This is a genomic window from Bacillus sp. AL-1R, assembly GCF_052180195.1.
Lineage (GTDB): Bacteria > Bacillota > Bacilli > Bacillales > Bacillaceae_G > Gottfriedia.
On the sequence record NZ_CP197469.1, the window covers coordinates 258,817 to 278,370 of the forward strand.

18 protein-coding genes are annotated in these 19,554 nt (G+C 30.8%); 11 read left to right on the forward strand and 7 right to left on the reverse strand.

Features of this window, described 5'->3' with window-relative positions; all coding sequences use genetic code 11:
• The first annotated feature begins 12 nt into the window (after positions 1-12).
• Genes ACSBO6_RS01160 through ACSBO6_RS01190 form a run of 7 tightly spaced genes read left to right on the forward strand, consistent with a single transcriptional unit; the run spans position 13 to position 7,790 of the window.
• Positions 13-1,188 carry an aminotransferase class I/II-fold pyridoxal phosphate-dependent enzyme gene (locus ACSBO6_RS01160; protein ID WP_498844025.1) on the forward strand — a complete coding sequence of 392 codons (1,176 nt, stop codon included), beginning with the start codon at positions 13-15 and terminating at the stop codon, positions 1,186-1,188.
• 22 nt (positions 1,189-1,210) lie between these two features.
• On the forward strand, positions 1,211-1,555 hold the full coding sequence (locus ACSBO6_RS01165; protein WP_498844026.1) for a helix-turn-helix domain-containing protein: 345 nt from the start codon (positions 1,211-1,213) through the stop codon (positions 1,553-1,555).
• A 23-nt stretch (positions 1,556-1,578) separates the two neighbouring features.
• Positions 1,579-2,736 carry a glycosyltransferase family 1 protein gene (locus ACSBO6_RS01170; protein ID WP_498844027.1) on the forward strand — a complete coding sequence of 386 codons (1,158 nt, stop codon included), beginning with the start codon at positions 1,579-1,581 and terminating at the stop codon, positions 2,734-2,736.
• Positions 2,708-3,892 (forward strand): glycosyltransferase, encoded by a 1,185-nt coding sequence (locus tag ACSBO6_RS01175; protein ID WP_498844028.1) that lies wholly within the window; start codon positions 2,708-2,710, stop codon positions 3,890-3,892. The genes ACSBO6_RS01170 and ACSBO6_RS01175 overlap by 29 nt, the downstream gene beginning before the upstream one ends.
• Positions 3,893-3,928: 36 nt before the next feature.
• Complete coding sequence (locus ACSBO6_RS01180; RefSeq protein ID WP_498844029.1) at positions 3,929-4,945, forward strand: polysaccharide pyruvyl transferase family protein; 1,017 nt, start codon at positions 3,929-3,931, stop codon at positions 4,943-4,945.
• A gap of 23 nt (positions 4,946-4,968) precedes the next feature.
• Positions 4,969-6,237, forward strand: a complete 1,269-nt coding sequence (locus ACSBO6_RS01185) for a peptidase (RefSeq protein WP_498844030.1) — start codon at positions 4,969-4,971, stop codon at positions 6,235-6,237.
• 17 nt (positions 6,238-6,254) lie between these two features.
• Positions 6,255-7,790, forward strand: a complete 1,536-nt coding sequence (locus tag ACSBO6_RS01190; RefSeq protein ID WP_498844031.1) for a lipopolysaccharide biosynthesis protein — start codon at positions 6,255-6,257, stop codon at positions 7,788-7,790.
• 97 nt (positions 7,791-7,887) lie between these two features.
• Here ACSBO6_RS01190 and ACSBO6_RS01195 read toward each other — a convergent pair whose 3' ends face one another.
• The 7 genes from ACSBO6_RS01195 to ACSBO6_RS01225 all read right to left on the reverse strand — a co-directional run bounded on the left by ACSBO6_RS01195 (position 7,888) and on the right by ACSBO6_RS01225 (position 15,596).
• Complete coding sequence (locus ACSBO6_RS01195; RefSeq protein WP_498844032.1) at positions 7,888-10,671, reverse strand: right-handed parallel beta-helix repeat-containing protein; 2,784 nt, start codon at positions 10,669-10,671, stop codon at positions 7,888-7,890.
• Positions 10,672-10,923: 252 nt separating this feature from the next.
• Complete coding sequence (locus ACSBO6_RS01200; RefSeq protein WP_498844033.1) at positions 10,924-11,913, reverse strand: nucleotidyltransferase domain-containing protein; 990 nt, start codon at positions 11,911-11,913, stop codon at positions 10,924-10,926.
• Positions 11,914-11,954: 41 nt separating this feature from the next.
• Positions 11,955-13,778: an ABC transporter ATP-binding protein gene (locus tag ACSBO6_RS01205; RefSeq protein WP_498844034.1), complete on the reverse strand. Its 1,824-nt coding sequence runs from the start codon at positions 13,776-13,778 to the stop codon at positions 11,955-11,957.
• Between the two features lie 27 nt (positions 13,779-13,805).
• Complete coding sequence (locus ACSBO6_RS01210; protein ID WP_498844035.1) at positions 13,806-14,249, reverse strand: S24/S26 family peptidase; 444 nt, start codon at positions 14,247-14,249, stop codon at positions 13,806-13,808.
• Complete coding sequence (locus ACSBO6_RS01215) at positions 14,239-14,508, reverse strand: PqqD family protein (protein ID WP_098846527.1); 270 nt, start codon at positions 14,506-14,508, stop codon at positions 14,239-14,241. Before ACSBO6_RS01215 ends, ACSBO6_RS01210 begins: the two co-directional genes overlap by 11 nt.
• Positions 14,508-15,293: a hypothetical protein gene (locus ACSBO6_RS01220; RefSeq protein WP_098846528.1), complete on the reverse strand. Its 786-nt coding sequence runs from the start codon at positions 15,291-15,293 to the stop codon at positions 14,508-14,510. Before ACSBO6_RS01220 ends, ACSBO6_RS01215 begins: the two co-directional genes overlap by 1 nt.
• A 75-nt stretch (positions 15,294-15,368) precedes the next feature.
• A complete protein-coding gene (locus ACSBO6_RS01225) occupies positions 15,369-15,596 on the reverse strand; it encodes a hypothetical protein (protein WP_098846529.1) in 228 nt (75 codons plus the stop codon).
• Positions 15,597-16,120: 524 nt separating this feature from the next.
• Here ACSBO6_RS01225 and ACSBO6_RS01230 point away from each other — a divergent pair.
• From ACSBO6_RS01230 to ACSBO6_RS01245, 4 genes are all read left to right on the forward strand, one after another.
• The gene (locus ACSBO6_RS01230; protein WP_498844036.1) at positions 16,121-18,052 is read left to right on the forward strand and encodes an asparagine synthase-related protein; all 1,932 of its coding nucleotides are present in this window, start codon (positions 16,121-16,123) and stop codon (positions 18,050-18,052) included.
• A 15-nt stretch (positions 18,053-18,067) separates the two neighbouring features.
• Positions 18,068-18,193, forward strand: coding sequence for a paeninodin family lasso peptide (locus ACSBO6_RS01235; protein ID WP_142339227.1), 126 nt, complete (start codon positions 18,068-18,070; stop codon positions 18,191-18,193).
• Positions 18,194-18,299: 106 nt separating this feature from the next.
• Positions 18,300-19,232 (forward strand): aldolase, encoded by a 933-nt coding sequence (locus ACSBO6_RS01240; protein WP_498844037.1) that lies wholly within the window; start codon positions 18,300-18,302, stop codon positions 19,230-19,232.
• Positions 19,229-19,534 (forward strand): lasso peptide biosynthesis PqqD family chaperone, encoded by a 306-nt coding sequence (locus ACSBO6_RS01245; protein WP_498844038.1) that lies wholly within the window; start codon positions 19,229-19,231, stop codon positions 19,532-19,534. The genes ACSBO6_RS01240 and ACSBO6_RS01245 overlap by 4 nt, the downstream gene beginning before the upstream one ends.
• Positions 19,535-19,554 lie beyond the last annotated feature (20 nt).

Sequence of the window (19,554 nt, forward strand, 5' to 3'; positions counted from 1 at the left end):
GTTAATTCGTTAATGAGTACCATCAAATCGCGGATTTTTTTATCGCCGCCACATATGAGCGGAAATGAACAGAAATATATACAAGAAGCATTTGATAGCAACTGGGTCGCACCTCTGGGTCCTAATGTGGATGCTTTCGAAAAAGAAATATCTTCTTATTTAGGAGCCAGTGAAACAGTTGTTGTTAATTCGGGTACAGCTGCAATTCATTTGGCTCTTTCTTTATTAGGCGTCAATAAAGGTGATAGAGTATTTTGTTCTAGCCTTACCTTTATAGCAAGTGCTAACCCTATTATCTATCAGAATGCGGAACCAGTTTTTATTGATTCGGAGCCAGACACATGGAATATGTCTCCACAAGCACTTGAAAAAGCTTTACAAGAAGCATACTTAGAAAACAATTTACCAAAAGCTGCAATTGTTGTAAATCTATATGGTCAAAGTGCAAAATTTGATGAACTTCTTACTATATGTAATCAATATAACGTGCCAATTATTGAGGACGCCGCGGAATCCATGGGTTCTACTTATAAAGGTAAACCTAGTGGTACGTTTGGTAAATTTGGTATTTTTTCATTTAATGGTAATAAAATTATCACAACATCCGGTGGAGGGGCCCTAGTTTCAGAAGACATTGAATCCATACAGAGAGCTAGGTTTTTATCTACACAAGCACGTGATACTGCTCCATATTATCAACACTCCGTAGTAGGATTTAATTATCGAATGAGTAATATATTAGCAGGGGTAGGTAGGGCTCAACTCCAAGTATTAGAAGATCGTGTAAAAACAAGAAGGTTGATCTATGATCGTTATTTTACTGAACTATCTAAACTGTCTGGTGTTAGATTTATGCCCGAACTAAAAGGTACGAGAAGTAATCGTTGGCTAACCGCATTAACAATAGATGAAAAAGAGGCGGGTATATCATCGACCAAGTTAATAGAAATATTAAATGAAAATAATATTGAAGCTCGTCATGTTTGGAAGCCGCTACACTTGCAACCCCTATTTAAAGAAAAACTTTATTACCCTCATTCAGAAGGTGACCATATAGCTGAATCATTATTTAAAATGGGATTGTGTATTCCTTCTGGCTCAAACCTAACTGAAGAAGAACAATATAGAATAATAAATTGCATTAAGTCTGCATTTAGAAAGAAAAAGAACAAATTGAGCATCTGTTAATGAAAAAGTGAGGTGTACCTGGATGATAGGGAGGAATATTCATAAAATACGAAAGAAAAGAGGGATTACATTATCGGATCTGGCTGAACAAGCAAATATTTCAAAGTCTTATTTAAGTAATATTGAGCGAGAATTAAATGACAATCCGTCAATTCAAGTGATGGAAAAAATATCTAGTGTTTTAAAAGTGGATTTGCAAATTTTATTAGCTGATAGTTCTGATTTTACTAAATTAGTTGAGAGTGAGTGGCTACTATTTATTAAGGAACTTAAAGAATCTGGAATTGAAATTGATAAATTACGAGAGTATAAAAAGGTATTTGAGTTTGTTAAATGGCAAAATGAAGTTGAGAAAAACGCTAATTGAAGTTTAAATATAGGGTGAGAAAAATGGAGAAGATTAAGCCTATTAGAGTTCTTCATGTTGTTGGAGCCATGAATAGAGCCGGAACTGAAACAATGTTAATGAATATCTATAGGAATATTGACCGTAAAAAAGTGCAATTTGACTTCATATCTTATAGTTTACAGGAAGCTCATTATGATGAGGAAATAATCAGTTTAGGTGGGAGAATAATTAGATTATCTAAAACGCAATCCATAAAGGAACTGTACAATGCTATGAAAAAATATGGTCCTTATGATGTCGTTCATTCCCATACGTTATTTCATTGTGGGATTGCTAATGTAGCGGCCTTAATGGCAGGAGTTAGTGTAAGGATTTCACATGCTCATACTACTTTGGATAAAAGCAATTCTTTGGTTAGAAAAGTATATATAAAAATTATGAGATTTATGATAAATCATTTATCAACGAATTTAATGGCATGCAGTAAAGGGGCAGGAAGCTACTTATTTGGTGAAAAAAGTATCACCAAAAAGAAATATTCATTTTTTCCTAATCTTATAGATTACTCAATGTTCCTAAAGGAGCCTAGAAAAGAAGTTATACAATTTAAAAAAGAAAAGAAAATTAGTGAAAATATAGTCATTGGTCATATCGGTAGGTTTATAGAAACTAAAAATCATAAGTTTTTATTGGAAATTATGGAGTCAATAATAAAAAAGGAGCCCTCTATTAGGCTAGTGTTAGTAGGAGATGGGGATTTAAAGATACAAATTGAAAAAGAGGTCAATGATGCAAAACTAAATGAATATATTGTATTTACTGGCATAAGAAGTGACATACCTACTTTGTTACATAGTATGGATTTATTTGTATTTCCGTCATTGTATGAAGGACTAGGGCTTGTTTTACTTGAGGCACAGGCAAGTGGTTTACCTTGCATAGTATCCGAGGCTATCCAGCCTGAAGCTGACCTAAACTTGGGGTTAATTACAAAAATATCTATAAGTGATGGGGCGGAAGTTTGGGCTGATACCATTTTAAAAATAGTTAAAACTAAGAAAAAAAGAATTAATAACATTGTTGGTGGATTCGAGCAAAATAATTATTCTTTAAAACGCGGAATTTCCAGACTTTTTGAAATATACAGGATAAAAGAAGTGGGAGATAGTAATGAAAAATATTTTAATAGCTTCATTTGATTTAGAAGTTGGCGGGGTAGAAAGAAGCTTAATAAATTTGTTAAATATTTTTGATTATAATACCTACAATGTTGATCTAATGCTCTATAGCCATACAGGTGATTTTATGAAATTACTTCCAGAGCATCCTATATTGCTAAAAGAATCAAAAAAATATAAAACATTTAGAATGTCTATAAAGGAAACGATTAAATCAGGCGAATTGAGAATAGGACTAGCGAGGATTATAGCTAAATTAAGAGCATTCTTTCACCCGGCAACGGAAAAGGGCTACACACAAATGCAATATATGTGGAAATATAGTTTACCATACTTACCTAATACTGAGAAAGAGTATGATGTTGCAATTAGTTTTTTATGGCCACATTATTTTGTGGGTGAAAAAGTAAAGGCAAAAAAGAAAATTGCTTGGGTACATACAGATTATTCTACTATCGAAACAAACGTAAAAATTGATATTGATATGTGGAATCAATTCGATCATATTGCAGTAGTATCAAAAGAATGTGGGAATGCTTTTAGGACTAAATATCCTTCATTACAAAATAAAATAATTATTTTAGAAAATATTCTTAATACCGAAGTGGTCACAGATTTAGCTAAGCAGGAGATTGTTAATCCAATGGTTAACGATAAGAGATTAAAAATTTTGACAGTTGCTAGGCTTTCACATGCTAAAGGAATAGACCAAGCTATACTTGCTTTTAAAGAATTAAAGTTAAGTGGCTACCAAAATATTGTTTGGTATGTCGTCGGTTATGGTGGTGAAAAAAAAATGTTACAAGAATTAATCACTAAACATGAATTAGAAGATAGCTTCATCTTATTAGGTAAGAAAGATAATCCATATCCATTTATAAGAGAATGTGATTTATATGTCCAACCGTCTAGATATGAAGGGAAGGCGGTTACTGTAACAGAAGCAAAAATGTTGGGAAAGCCGGTACTTATAACAAGTTATCCTACTGCAATAAGCCAAGTAGAAAATGGAAAGGATGGTCTGATTTGTCCTATGGGTGTAAGTGGTCTTGTAGGAGGAATAAAAATGCTTATTAATGATGTTGAACTAAGAAAGAAATTATCTAATAATGTAAACAAAATTAATTATAGTAACGAACATGAGATAGAAAAACTCTATAAAATAGTAAATCAATAAATACGAAAAACTTACATAAATGGGAGGAGTTAATGTATGGAAAGTGTATTATTGCTGGATACATCAGTTGGTTCAGCAAATAAGGGTGACGATATTATTATGAAATGTGTGAGGCATCATTTATTCGAAATAATTAAAGAACATTATGTTTATACACTCCCTACTCATGTTTCACCTTTTCATTGGTATCAAGTTGCTAGAAATTCATTTAGAGTACAGGATTTTAGTAAAGCGAAATTTAAATTTGTTGGTGGTTCAAACTTATTAACAACAAATATGTTTACTCACTTTCCTCAATGGAATATTAATCTATTCAACTATGGTCCACTAGCCGGAAGTGTTCTCGTAGGTGTTGGTGCTGGAAAAGGAGATAAAATTAATAGGTATACAAGATTGTTATATAAAAAAGTTTTATCACATGAGTTTATTCATAGCGTTAGAGATGAAAGAACAAAGAAGATGTTAGAGGAAATTGGCTTAAAAGCAATTAATACCGGTTGCGCTACTTTATGGTCGCTAACACCAGAGTTTTGTAGTGAAATCCCTAAGCAAAAATCTGAGTCAGTTGTATTTACATTAACGTATGATCCAAATGGACCACTCAAAGAAGATCAATTCTTAATAGATATATTAGTCAAAAACTATAAAAATGTACACTTCTGGGTCCAAGGAGACCAAGATTTAAAATATTTTAGGAACTTTAATAATATAGAAAAAATTCATGTTCTACCCCCTATCTTAGATGAATTCGATAGAATTTTAAATACAGATATTGATTATGTTGGGACAAGATTACATGGAGGTATTTTTGCTATGAGACATAAAAAGCGATCAATCATAATAGCTATTGATGAAAGAGCTCGTGGTATGAGCGAAACTTATAAAATTAACTCCATCGATCGCAATAATTTAGAAGGCCTCGAGAGCATGATAAATTCTGAATTTTCCACAGAAGTCAATGTGGATTTTAATAAAGTCAATGACTGGTTAAGCCAATTTAAATCAAATAAGAATAAGTTATTGAACGGACATATGCAATTCGTTAATAGATAAATTAATGAATAAGAGGGGTTAATATGAGTAAAATTGAGCTTAATAATATTATTGTAAAAAATAACAAGGTAGACTATTTTTTTAATGTCAGCGTAGAACTCCAAAAATATTTTAAGAACACAAATCATTTATTTCTTGACTATAATATTAATTTATCTGGGATTCCAAATAGTATTTTGGTTATTCCTTTTATAGCTAATGTTGTTCCCCTTGTCTGGATTAGTGATTCAACGTTGGTAATAGATGAATTAGATAAAAGTTTTTACGAGTGTCTTTATGATATTAAGGTCGCATATCAGAAAATGTTCCCGGGTATAGAGTTTAAGGGGAAAATTATTGCCAACACATTAATTGAAAACACATATACACCAGAACAACAAGTAGCTTCGTTATTTAGTGGAGGACTTGATGCACTTACCACATTTATTAGAATAAAAGATAAACGCCCAATACTAATTACCGAGTATGGATGGCACGAAGATGAGATAAGGAAAAGTGATGTTTGGGAAGCAGATAAGGAGAATGCAATTGAATTTGCCCAAAAATATGGATTAAATAATATATTGATTCAATCAAACTATGGGACCTTCATTATAGCCGAGAAAATAGACCTCGATTTTAGTAAAAAATTAGGAGACTCTTGGTGGCATGGCTTACATCATGGTTTAGCAATAATATCTGCAGCTATTCCAATGGCTTTTAAATTAAAAGTTGGCAGCATTTATATTGCGAGTTCAAACTCACCTTTGCTAAAAGTTACATGTGCATCTGATCCAACAGTAGATAATAAAATAAGATTTGCCTCTGGGAGGGTATTTCATGATGGATATGAACTTAATAGACAAGATAAGGTGAAGGTTTTAGTAAACTACTATTCTTCCACAAAAGAGAATGTGAATGTAAGAGTCTGTTTTAAAAACGAAGAAAATTGTTGTAAATGTGAAAAATGCCTAAGGACAATTATGGGTATAATTGCTGAAGGAGAAAACCCTACTCAATTTGGTTTTAGGATTCCAAATAATATTTCAAATTATCTTAAAACTGCTTTAAATGAGGAAGTTAAATTTTTTAATGATACTTTTATTAAAATATACTGGGAGATTATCCAAGAAAAAATGAAATCTAACAAAGAACAAGTATTATACAAAGACTTACTAAAGTGGTTTTTAGATTATGACTTTAGAGTTGAGCGTAAAAAATCGCTGCTTAAGTATAGGATTACGAAATTTTTTCCTATAATTAAAAGAAGAATTGTTAAAAAGTATAAAACGTTAACTGCGTCGAATAGTTAGAATAGAAGGTAATTAATATGAGAATCCAAAATTCGCTAAAAAATATGTTTTTTGGCTTATCGGGTCAGATAATTAGTACTGGTATGGGTTTTTTTGTTCGAACGGTTTTTATCTACACTTTGGGGGTTGAATACTTAGGTATAGATGGGCTTTTTTCTAGTATATTAATTATGTTATCCCTTGCTAACTTAGGTTTTGACACAGCAATGGTATATAGCTTATATAAGCCTTTAGCAGAAAAAGATACAAAAAAAGTACAAGCCTTAATGAACTTATATAAAAAAGCTTATAGGCTTATAGGAATGGTAGTTTTAATGATAGGAGTGTCTCTGCTGCCATTTCTTCCGAACTTGATGAACGGGAATACAAATATAAATAACATAAATATTATTTATATTTTATTTTTAATTAACTCGGTTTCCTCCTATTATTTTATTTATAAGCAGTCTATTTTAATTGCTGATCAAAGGAACCATATTATTTCTAAAGTCCATAGTGTATTTACGATTATTTCAAATATAGTTCAGATTTTATTATTGTTAGTAACAAAAAATTTTATAATAGTACTTTTAGCTCAAATTATTTTTAGAATAACTGAAAATATATATATAGCAAGAAAAGCCAATATTCTATATCCATATATTAAAGAAAAAAATAATCAAGAGTTATCTAAAAAAGATAAAAAGCTTTTCTTTGAAAATCTATATGCTCTATTATTGTATCGTATAAGTGGTGTGGTAATAAATGGTAGTGGGAATATAATAATGTCTATGTTTATAGGAATAGTTTCAGTGGGGATTTATTCTAACTACATGCTTATCATTAATACAATTAATACTTTTTTAAGTCATTTATTTTACTCTCTTACAGCTAGTATAGGAAATTTAAATGTAAAAGAGAATGAAGAAAAAAAATACTTTATTTTTAAGGTATTATATTTTACAAACTTTTGGATATATGGGGTATGTGTAATATGCCTTTGGAGTCTAGTTAATCCATTTATTAGACTTTGGCTAGGACAACAATATTTATTTGATAAGTACATTCTTTTAGTTATTTTATTAAACTTTTTTACCACGGGTATGCAAAATGCTTCTACAACTTTTAGAGATACCACAGGATTATTTAAAAAAGGTAAGTATAGGCCAATATTCGCAGCAATTATAAATATTGGAGTTTCAGTTCTTTTCGTTCAAATGATAGGAATAGTAGGTGTCTTACTTGGGAACATAGTTAGTAGATTGTGTACATATTTTTGGTATGATCCCTGGGTAATATACAAATATGTTTTCAAAAGAAGTGTAAAAGAGTATTTTATAAAGTATATATTATATTTTTTATTAGTAATAATAACAGCAATAATAATAGACTTTATAAGTAGCCTAATTCAATTAAATATATATATAAATATTATTTTACGCGGAGTCTTATGTATTACTGCCCCAAATATTATATTCTTTTTTGCTTTTAGAAAATCTGATGAATGTAAATATATATGGAACTCTATCCGACCTGTTATTAGTAAAACATTTATTAAGGAAAACGCTGTCTAGAAAATTTGAATAAAACACCTTAAATATAGAAATGATTTACTTTACTATAATAAAAGGTGTTTTTTCTAATGAATTAACTATTATTTTATGTCCTCTTTTAAATTATCTCTCCGAATTGTTTAAACATAGCTAATTCATCTATAAATTGCCAAGTAATAGTACCGTCTGATGCGGTGCCAGATGTATGCAAAGGTGCGATTGTACCACTTTTACCTGCTACAATACATTTATAAACTTTTGAATTAGCATTAACTAGTGTATTTAATGGATAATTAGTAGACGGTAACCAATTACTCTTATTAGCTACTCCACCAGTAATACATACCCAACCAATATATCCACCAGAAGTGGGGGTTGTATTATACAAAATTTGTCCTTTTGCAAAGTAAAGGTTGCCTGGTTCGGTTGACATTTTATAATAGGGATCAATGATGTTATCTATAACATTATTAGTTAATAATTCTGTCCCATTTATTTTTAAAGTAGTTTTTTTCAATACGTTATCTGAAATAATAATTTCAGGTTTATTGATAGTTTGATTATCAATAGCAATTTGTGGGTTATTTGTAGCATAGATAAAATTACTCGAGAAAATAATTTGATTCCCTGAAAAAGAAGAATCTAAAGTCACAATCGATCTTGTTAAAGTGTCATTTGTTATCTTTATAGTATTGTTTTTTAATATGACATCTTTACTTACGTTTTGAATTTTTAACACCCAACCGGATGTCTTTTCAATATAACAATTTTCCATTCTAAACGACTTTAAATTATTAATGACTAACATTATATTATTTGAGTCATTACTTAAAAATTTACAACCGTATAATTCTAAAACATCTGAAGTTAAACCAGTGGCCGATGAATAACTGGATCCAAGAATCGCTCCATCACCAATACAATTAACTAGTCTTCCTAATGTAGGTAAGGGAATACCTTTAAATAAGCAATTTTCAAATAACCAGTATTGTTTTGTGGAATTATTTGGTATATACCCAAAGTACGAAGTGTCCTTTCCCTCAAAAATACAATTACTAAACTTTTGAGGTTGATTTTTATACTCAATAGTCCAATTTATAACGCCTGATAATGAGTTTAGTTTATCGTTATCATTGATAAATCGACAATTATCAAAATTAACTGAATATGGAAACATCGAATCAATTACAAATTTGCAGTTCTGAATTGTACAGTTTGAAATATTTATACACCTGTTTAAGTAAACAGGGCTAGCAGTTATTTGTGTTCCGTAGATATGATTATTTATAACTTGGCATTCTCCACTTAATACAACTTTACTATGCCTAATTGTATTTCCGGTTATAATACATTTGTCAACTCCGGCATTAATACTCAAACTTACATATGCATCGTTATTTATTTTCAATAATGTATTATTTGAAATATAGATGCATTTTCCATTTACTACAATAACATTATATTTTTCATTATCATGAAATAGATTCCTATTAATATGAATAAATTGATTTAAATCATAACCATCTTCAATATCTATTCCAGCTTGTGGATCTGTCCCTTTATAACTTGTATTGCCCCCTATATGGTGAATCTCATTTTCTTCGATAAAAACATTTTTAGCTCCACAAATACTAACTCCTTGTCTTCTATTATGATGTAAATTACATTTCTGTATAAAAACATTTTTCGGAAATGTTGTTGAACGCACATTTATTAAACAGTTTGAGCTTGCAGGGATAGTTGATTGGTGTAGTACTATTTTTGCATAAGAGGAACTTTGAGGAACTTCAACTTCGTCAAAAAACTGAACAAGTGTTTTTGAGGAAATAAAGGAATTGTCAGATTTATAAAACATTACATTGTAATAATCACATGTTATATCAGATCCTAAGGACCCGTATCCATTACCATATAATCCAAAATATCCATTTTTTACTATATCCGGTTGAGTCATATCGAAATTTAATTTTGATCTAATTTTATTAGTGGATACAATAGGTTCACCAGTCATTGGATTTATGTCGCCATATTCCCATGAACTAGATAATGTAGTCGGAAAGGGCGAAATTTGACCAAACGTACTATTCAAAGTAATTGAATCACCTGTGAAATCTGATATATCAAGATTATCCAATATAATATATCTACTGTTACATCCTCCGTTTGTTGGAGGCGTAAAGTTACCAACTTGGATCCCATAACCACCTTCGTGAGTTCCTCCTGATGAGTAGTCATGTAAGTCCCTGTCTCCAATAATTTTTCCATTTGTTATTCTTGAAAAAATCTGGTTTCTTTGATAGCTTATGACAGAATAATTTGTTAGATTATTAGGATTTATTCTTAATGAAGAACCGTTTAGGTTAAGAGTAAAATAACTTTGCGGTTCAATTGTACTATTTTCATCAATTAAATATATCCCTTTTGGTAATAACATTTCCATGTATCCATTTTGAACTGCCCATTCCATTGCATCATTGATTCCCTTAGTTGTATTTATAGGGTCTGTACCATCATTTTTAACTTGCCATTTATTTAATTCTAATACATAAATTGCATTATTTATTGATGTGTTAATTTCATTAATTGCATTAACAATATTTGATTTATCATTTGTATTTAAAGTGCTTAATTTTCCTATTAGTTCATCAATGAAGGGTTTTGTATAGTATCTATTGTCCATACTACCTAATTTATCATTAATTATTTTTAAATCTAAATTAGAAATATGTTTGTCTTTAGTGTCATCGCTAGAATTAGGATCTGCAATTCTATTAATATGATTTGATATCAATAAATCATGTGCATTAAAAGATTCTATTAATTGGTTAAATTCTACGTCTATTTGATTTGCAAGAGTTTTAGTCTCATCTTGAAAGTTATATTTTCTATTGATTTGAGACATCTATTATCCTCCTATTTTGTAGAAATGATAAAAATCTAATATTGGAACACAGTCTGTTTCTTTAATTTGTAGTAAGTTTGTCCAACTTTTAAGAAACTGAAAGTATTGCCTTTTTTGTTTTTAGGGAGAAAGATATAATAATATGGTATGCATTTAAAGTCATTGTGTACCAACAAAATACAGTAAAAATAGTCAAATAAAAAAAGCTAAGAGACTTAAAGAAAAATATTCTTTATTTCTTTAGCTTTTACATTATTTTAGAATTAAAAAATTCCTAAATTCTACGAAAGAGTATTTTAATCTATCATAGCTAAAAAATTGATATTCTATAAAATCGATATATTTCTTTATACACTTACCATTAGGATGTCTTATGTTGTGGTAATCCCAATTTGTGGTAGATATGCAGCAATTAAATGGTTTTAAATAATGTAATTCAGGAAACAAACCATAAACAATAGACAGTGTACGAAGCATTCTCTTCAGTGTCTCATGTGAAGCAGCATCTTGAAACAATTTCTCATAATCTACCTTTTCGCCTAATATATAGATCAGTTGCATAATATCAAGAAAATATTTTAAAGAATCTAAATTATGTCTCCAACCATGTAAACAAATCATATAAAATGTATGATATTCTGATAGCTCATATATATAATTATAGTTTTGCAATGGTTGTGCATTATTCCAAAAGTCTTCTATATCTATACTCGAAGTATCCTCCCTCATAATATTCCAATGTATTTCTACTGTTAATGGGATCGGAGAATTCGGCAAAATTTTACTAAAACTACAGTGAAAATGAGATGTAATAGGATCTTGATTAATAATAAATCCAAGTGACTTTATTAGTTCAATAGCCTGGTTAATATGATTTGGCTTAATTAATATATCTATATCAGATGTAGGTCTGGCTCCTATATTTTCAAAGTATTTTTCCGCAAATGTTACACCTTTTAAAGGAATTGTTATGATCCCACTTTTATCAAATAAAGATGCAATTTTTTCCCATTCGTTTTTAATAAAAATATTTTGATATAACACTTTTGTGTAGTTCTTTTTAAGGCTTTCTTGGAAAAAAAGTGGTGTTTGTTCAAGTAAATTATGTTTTTTCAATAGATAATAGATTTGTCCAGAAATTGAAAAAAATTCAATGTCTTCTAGTAGTTGTTCATAAGATATTGATTCAATAGGTAGCGTTGGTGTCTGGCTATATATTGACTTTAACAATTTTATTATCAAGGTAATTCCCTCGTTTCAATAGTGAAATACAAAATGTTGATTTAAACTTGAGCTTTCATTTTTAATGTGTTTTTTTCACTAGGCTTTTGTTTAATTTTTGTACCGTGCAGTTTGCGGTATTGTCCCTCTACTGAAATAAGTTCATGATGTTTACCAATTTGAACTATTTTTCCGTTTTCAATGACAACAATCATATCAGCGTTTTCAATTGTTGAGAGCCTATGTGCAATGACGAGAGTTGTACGGTTGAGTTTTAAAAAGTCGAGTGATTCTTTTACTTCTCTTTCTGTTTCGTTATCAAGGGCAGAAGTTGCCTCGTCGAGCAATAGGATAGGAGCATTTTTTAAAATAGCACGTGCAATTGCTAGTCGCTGTTTTTGTCCTCCAGATAATTTTATTCCTCTTTCACCGATTTCGGTGTCGTATCCATCAGGGAGGGAGATGATATATTCGTGAATTTTACTTATAGTTGCAGCATCGATCATTTCTTTTTCAGTAATATTTGGACGTGCTAATAGTAAATTTTCTCGTATTGTACCTCCGAATAAGAAGGTTTCTTGTGGGACATGAGCCATAAGACTTCTTATCTCTGAGAGGGTATGATTCTCAATTGATATGTCATTAATTGCAACAGTTCCAAACTGTGGCTGATAAAGCCCTTGCAGAAGATTAAATATCGTTGTTTTTCCTGCTCCACTTGAACCTACTAAAGCAGTTACTTTTCCAACAGGAATTTGTAAGTTGAAATCTTTAAGCACCTTAATATCCTCGTTGTATCCAAAAGTAACATTTTGAAATTCAATCGAATGAATGTTGTGTTTAGGTACTGAATAGGATGCTAACTTTGCCGATTCTGAAGGTGAATCTATTATTTTCGAAATCCTCTCTAATGCTGTAGCAGCTCTTTGAAAGCTCGCCCATTGCCCTGCTAAACCAGTTAGTGGGTATACTAAGTGATCAACTAGATTGATATAAGATAATAACGAACCAACTGTTAACATTTTTTGAGAGACAAAATAAGCTCCTAAACATAAGCTAATTAAAAATGTTATAGCGCTGGCTGCCCGACTGCCAGAAATAAACCATCCACGTAGTTTTGTATTTTTAAGTTCTAGTGCGAACAGTTCTTCATTTTGTTTGACATATTTTTTATACATGAGTTTTTCTAGAGTAAAGGAGCGGATCATGGTGAATCCATGAAATGTTTCACTTAATAAATTATTAGTACTACCTATTAAATCGTGTATCATTCGACTATTATTTCGTAACAATATTCCAAAAAGAGCACTAATAAAAATAGCAATAGGTGCAAATACAATGCTTATTAGACATAATTTCCAATTGATATTAAATAAAAAAATAAAAACAGCAATATAAACGAAAGGTAATCTAATTAAATTAATTAAGCTACTACCGATTACACCATCGATACTGTATACATCATTTGTAAAATGAGAGATTAAATCCCCAGTACGAAGATTGGAAATATTTTTTGTAGGAAGTCGTAAAACATGCTTAAACAGCATAGCTTTAAAATCTCGTTTTACGCCACTTGTTGAGATTGTTTCCAAATAAATATTGTAATAGGTTGAAATGAGGCTCAAAATAATAAGTCCAAAACCAGTTGGAATAAGCCATTTCAGTTTGTTTAGCTCACCTTGTACTGCAGCGTCTGTGATTTTCCCAAAAAACCAAGCATATGCTAGCATTAAACAGATATCAATTACTAATAAGAAAAGAAGACCCATATAGGCCCTTCTGTGGTTTAAAATATATGGACTTAGTAATTTGAAACTTCTTCTAATATCTTCAACTGAAAAATACTTGTTTAAGTCTAAACGTTTCTTTAAGGGTTGAAAGTTCATAAAAACACTCCATAAGTAGACAAATCATTAAGAGATCTTGATTTTGTCTAAATAGATTCTAAATAAACGAGATAGAATAGGAAAACGAAGGACTAGATACCCATACAATTTAGAAAAATTGTTTCTATTCTTTATTCCTCGGTCATGTATATATTCTAGTTTTCCAATGATCTGACTTTCACTTACTATTTCGTCAAATCCAAGGTTTGAATCTCCTTTAAAAAGAAAAGACTTTTTATCATGATTAATAAATGTTTTATGTAATCTGTGAGCAACTAGCTGGCCATTTGTATTATAAAATAATACAATTTCTCCTGTTTTTAAAAGGGTAGGCTTTTTTTCAATAAACCTACATATATCTCCTTCTTGAATATAGGGGAACATACTCTTACCTAATGCCGGCAAATCGATCCAACCTTTTTTACTCATGGTACTTTTAATGAGAGCTACAATTTCTTGATTAGCTTGCATAATTGATTAAATTTAATGTTAATAATTCAGATAGAAAATGGTGAATATCTTCTTCTACTGATTCGTTTACTTCCTCGTATTCTTGTTTTATAGCTTGTACAAGTGTATCTATACTTTGTGGTTGCTTTAATAATGACCAGCAAAATCCACCAATTTCATTAATTTTCGTAACAGTGAATTTGTCAGTATTTAAAATAATCCATTCATTATCAAAGTTAGTCGTTACATCGTATTGTTCGTTTCGAATATATTTATCCATTAAGAAATCAACTCCCAGAATGTATTGTTTTTTTGAAAATAAAGATTATAAATTGGAACTTTGATTATTAATGTTTCAAGAAGCTTTACAATCTTTTTTGTTTCAGATGGATCATGTGCCCAGTAAAAAATTTTATCCATTAATTGTAAGAAACCATCTGCTTTATTTATTTGGACTCTATTATTTTCGAGGGATTGGTGTAATAATTGTACACTTGCCAAAGAACTGCTTTTTATTAATCCCGTTGATTTAATTTCACTTCGGAACGGAGAGTCATATACAGTTATTTCATTTTGTGTAATTTTAACAAGGGTAGCTTCATCCGAAAGTAGCATTCTTGGATGAGATAACTTTGCTGCCGTTGACTTACCTGCTCCGGATTGTCCTGCAAAAATATGTGCTCTTTCATTTTCAATTGCACAAGAAGAATGGATCAGTAACCCCCAGTTATGGTAAACAATATAAGAACTATATAGATTTGTTAATGCATGCTTTAGTGCTAATTTATTATGAACATAAATAGTAGCTACCTTATATTCCTCATCTGTTTCAATTAAATAATCAGCTCTTTGAAAGTAAATTTTTTTTTGTTCTTTTGTAATTTTTATATTGTAATCCACAAACGGTACTCCGTAACCTTTTTTAATATGAATTCTTATATGGGGTTTTTGGTCATGAAGTGAGAGTAAATAATCATTCTCATTAAAAATTGAAGTAGCAAATTCTATATTATTACTAGTTATTTGAATTAAGTGTTCGCCTATAAGTGCATGAATTGTATCCATTGATAGTCTCCTTGTAGTAAATTAACTAGTAGCTTAATTAAGAGAGCCAAATAAAAATGACTCTCCTAACCTTGTTTAAGGCTTCCCGTGGCCATGACCATTCCCGTGACCAGGAGTTCCTGCTCCGCCTGGAGTAGTGTTCGGATTACCTGGAGGGAAGTTAATTCCACCGTTTCCATGACCTGGATGATCTTGATTACCTTTGCCAGGATTCCAGCTTTGAGCTGTTTCAAATCTTACCTGTTGGTGATCCAAGATACTAGGTCTCTGGTAAACTTTAGCCTCAGTCTTTGTGCTATTCATAAAAGCACTCCAATCATAAAAAAATGGTATTACAATGTTCATTATAAAGAACGAGCGATGGTAAGTAAATATAATAATAACAATTTTCAGATATTAATATTGTCAGTTGAAATTTAAATTTGCTAAAGATATTTAAAAATAAATCTTGATTTTTTGAGCATTTTTAGATTTAAAGTTATTGGCCTATTATCAATCTTAGGTGAATATAATTAGAATTGGATTTGGTAATTTTGAATTAGGGAATTCCTTTTATATGGGATTAAAAACAAATAATTAGTCTTGAATTGTCGAAATATTATGTATTTTATAACGCTCTATCAATTGACATGATAAAATGTTCAAGGTAAAATTTAAGTACGTTCTTTATACAGAACAATTGTAGAGATACAATAGTAAACTCAAGGTTTCTAAAATTATTTATATAAGTTCGTTATTAAGAATAATTTGGTATATATATCAATACGCCGAGATGATTCGGATCTTTAATAGCTGTAAAATCATTGTATTGAAAACTGGGGGAGAACATGAGTGCAATAACTGGTATTATTCATTTTACTAACGAGCCTGTCTCTATTGAACATGGTAATGGATTATTGAAGGCTCTAGAAAAATATCCTGCAAATGATGTTCAAGTATGGCATAAAGAAAATGTTCTCTTTGGCTGTCACTCTCAGTGGATCACACCTGAGTCCATTGGTGAGCAATTACCCTATTATGATTATAATAGAGGATTAACGATTACATCCGATGCAATTATTGATAATCGAGAGGAATTATTTGAAAGATTAAATATAAATGAAAATTATAGAAAGACGTTGCCTGACAGTCAGTTGATATTATTGGCGTACGAAAAGTGGGGAGAGGACTCACCCAAATATTTAATAGGAGACTTTGCTTTTATAATTTGGGATGAACGTAAACGTTTACTGTTTGGAGCAAGAGATTTTTCTGGTAGTAGAACACTTTACTATTATAACAATCAACGACAATTTGCTTTTTGTACGATTATGAATCCTTTATTTACTTTGCCGTATATTGAAAAAAAATTAAATGAGCAGTGGTTAGCTGAATTCATTGCGATTCCTGGTAACTTTGAATCTGTTAACACTTCTTCGACTGTCTATAATTTAATAAGACAGATACCCCCATCTCACACAATCAGAATTAAGGATGGAAAAGAAACTCTTACTCGATATTGTAAATTTGAAAGTAGTGAAAAATTAAAACTAAAGTCAGATCATGAGTATGAAGAAGCATTTAGAGAAGTGTATCATAATGCAGTAAAGGCGCGTTTGCGAACTCACAGACAGGTTGGTGCTCATCTAAGTGGAGGACTTGATTCAGGTTCCGTTGTAGGTTTTGCAGCAAGAGATTTACAAAAAGAACAAAAACAACTTTATACATATAGTTATGTTCCAGTAGATGGATTTATAGACTGGACATATAAAAATAGGATTGCGGATGAAAGACCTTATATTCAGTCGACTGTACAACATATAGGAAATATAAATGACCATTATTTGGACTTTGCAGAACGAAACCCTTTAACTGAAGTTGATGATTGGCTCGATGTTTTAGAAATGCCATACAAGTTTTTCGAAAACACATTTTGGTTAAGAGGGATCTATGAGAAGGCTCAGCAAAACGGAGTAGGTGTTCTTTTAAACGGACAACGAGGGAATTGGACCGTATCTTGGGGGCCAGTTTTGGATTACCAAGCTATGCTACTAAAAAAGTTGAACTGGATTCAGTTTTTCAAAGAACTCCATTTATATAGCAAAAACTTGGGAGTAAAAAAATCAAGAGTTTTCTCTGTAGTTAGGAAAAAAGCATTTCCAGCTTTGAATCGTTTAACTACTAATGAAGATTATTTTCCTATCATAATTAATCCGCAATTTGCAAAAGAAAACGGTGTTCTTGAAACACTACAAGAGCATGGAATTGATATGAAGGGATATTCTACCTTAAATGCATATGACATGAGAAAGGAACAATTTGATAAATTGTACTACTGGAGTATTAATGGTACTTATGGAACAAAATTGTCCTTACGTCATTCTTTATGGGACCGTGATCCAACAAATGATTTACGTGTAATAAAATTTTGCTTAGCTGTTCCTGAAGAACAATATGTTCAAAATGGTCTGGATCGATCGTTAATTAGAAGGTCAACTAAAACTTTACTTCCCGATAAAGTTAGGTTGAACCAACGTGTTAGAGGAGTTCAAGGGGCAGATGGGGTGCACCGGATGGCATCTTTCTGGCAGCAATTTATAGATGAACTTAGACAACTTTGTAAGGATTCTATTGCTTCCGATATTTTTAATATAGAGGTTCTTAAGAAATCAATTGAAAAAATTGAAGGTAATCCTCGTCCAGAATTTGTATTTGATTTAGACTTTAGATTTTTAATGCGTAGTCTAATTGTTTACCGATTTATTAAAAATGTCATTTGAAAGGGGGTGAAATAGATGAAAAAAGAGTGGAAAAAACCAGAATTAGAAGTTCTTGATATTAATATGACAATGGCTGGTCCAGGTCATAAAATTCCTGATGCAGTGCAGCCAGATCCAGATGATCCAGTAAAATATAGTTAAATTATGAAATTATAGTTAATAATATTTTTCAATTGCCCTTATATGTTAATACATATGAGGGTTTATTAAATCATTTTATTTTTACATATTGTGTGGAGTGATGAATGTGATAAACATTAAAAATAAAATCCTTTACCGAGCATTTGGAATGAAAATAAGATCTGAGATACCTCTACCGGAGCTTACTCCGTCAAATCAAAAAGAAGAAAAAGGAGATATTACAGTCGAAATTGTAGATTTATCTTTAAAATGGAATGAGGTAGGTGCTCCTCGAAATAAATTTATTGTTAAAGAACAATTTGTAATGTTTGAAGTTCCTGATACGGCCATTTTTTTGATCCAGGATGGAGAGAAAATTTATATTTCCCCTTTTGTTGAAGCCGAAGAAGCTAAAATACGACTTTATATTCTTGGTACATGTATTGGTGCAATTTTATTGCAGAGGAAAGTGTTACCACTACATGGAAGTGCAATTGCCATCAATGGAAAAGCATATGCCTTTGTAGGTGATTCAGGTGCTGGAAAATCAACACTTGCTTCATCATTTTTAAGTAAAGGTTACAAACTTCTTAGTGATGATGTGATTGCAGTATCACTTAAAGAAGACAATATGCCTTATGTTTTACCATCATATCCGCAACAAAAACTATGGCAAGAGAGTCTCAATGAATTTGGGATAGAATCGAATAATTACCAGCCTTTGTTTGAAAGAGAAACTAAGTATGCAGTGCCAGTACCTTCTCATTTTTATTCAAGTCCACTACCTCTTGGGGGTGTTTTTGAGCTAGTTAAAACAGAAAATGAACAAATAGAATTAGTTCCGCTAGAAAAGCTCCAAAGTTTGCGTACATTATTTTTTCATACATTCAGGCATACATTTATCCAAAGATTAGGATTAACAAATTGGCACTTTATACACTCCACAAATATCCTAAATGAAATAAGTGTTTATCAATTAAAGCGTCCAATTTCAAAATTTACAGCGCATGAACTTGTTTCGCTAACGTTAGATCAAATCATTAAGGAGGAGAATCAATGATTAAAACAAGTAAAATTTCATTAAAGAGTCAGATCGTACAAAATGAAGGTAATATTGTTAGTGATATGGATGGAGAAAAGGTAATGTTGAACGTACAAAATGGAAAATATTATAACTTGGGTGAAATAGGTGGGGTAGTATGGAGTTTTCTTGAGGAACCAATTACGATCTCTGGGTTAGTTAAAGCTCTTATTTCAGAGTACGAGATAGAAGAAAGGGAATGTGAGGAACAAATAGTTTCTTTTTTAGACCATTTACTATCTGAAAAATTGATTAGTATTTTAGATGATTCTAATTGTTGATATTTAACTTCTTTATTAAA

Coding starts and splice junctions, on each gene's coding strand:
- ACSBO6_RS01160 (WP_498844025.1), top strand. CDS start 13: ATGAGTACCATCAAATCGCGGATTTTTTTATCGCCGCCACATATGAGC.
- ACSBO6_RS01165 (WP_498844026.1), top strand. CDS start 1,211: ATGATAGGGAGGAATATTCATAAAATACGAAAGAAAAGAGGGATTACA.
- ACSBO6_RS01170 (WP_498844027.1), top strand. CDS start 1,579: ATGGAGAAGATTAAGCCTATTAGAGTTCTTCATGTTGTTGGAGCCATG.
- ACSBO6_RS01175 (WP_498844028.1), top strand. CDS start 2,708: ATGAAAAATATTTTAATAGCTTCATTTGATTTAGAAGTTGGCGGGGTA.
- ACSBO6_RS01180 (WP_498844029.1), top strand. CDS start 3,929: ATGGAAAGTGTATTATTGCTGGATACATCAGTTGGTTCAGCAAATAAG.
- ACSBO6_RS01185 (WP_498844030.1), top strand. CDS start 4,969: ATGAGTAAAATTGAGCTTAATAATATTATTGTAAAAAATAACAAGGTA.
- ACSBO6_RS01190 (WP_498844031.1), top strand. CDS start 6,255: ATGAGAATCCAAAATTCGCTAAAAAATATGTTTTTTGGCTTATCGGGT.
- ACSBO6_RS01195 (WP_498844032.1), bottom strand. CDS start 10,671: ATGTCTCAAATCAATAGAAAATATAACTTTCAAGATGAGACTAAAACT.
- ACSBO6_RS01205 (WP_498844034.1), bottom strand. CDS start 13,778: ATGAACTTTCAACCCTTAAAGAAACGTTTAGACTTAAACAAGTATTTT.
- ACSBO6_RS01210 (WP_498844035.1), bottom strand. CDS start 14,249: ATGCAAGCTAATCAAGAAATTGTAGCTCTCATTAAAAGTACCATGAGT.
- ACSBO6_RS01215 (WP_098846527.1), bottom strand. CDS start 14,508: ATGGATAAATATATTCGAAACGAACAATACGATGTAACGACTAACTTT.
- ACSBO6_RS01220 (WP_098846528.1), bottom strand. CDS start 15,293: ATGGATACAATTCATGCACTTATAGGCGAACACTTAATTCAAATAACT.
- ACSBO6_RS01225 (WP_098846529.1), bottom strand. CDS start 15,596: ATGAATAGCACAAAGACTGAGGCTAAAGTTTACCAGAGACCTAGTATC.
- ACSBO6_RS01230 (WP_498844036.1), top strand. CDS start 16,121: ATGAGTGCAATAACTGGTATTATTCATTTTACTAACGAGCCTGTCTCT.
- ACSBO6_RS01235 (WP_142339227.1), top strand. CDS start 18,068: ATGAAAAAAGAGTGGAAAAAACCAGAATTAGAAGTTCTTGATATTAAT.
- ACSBO6_RS01245 (WP_498844038.1), top strand. CDS start 19,229: ATGATTAAAACAAGTAAAATTTCATTAAAGAGTCAGATCGTACAAAAT.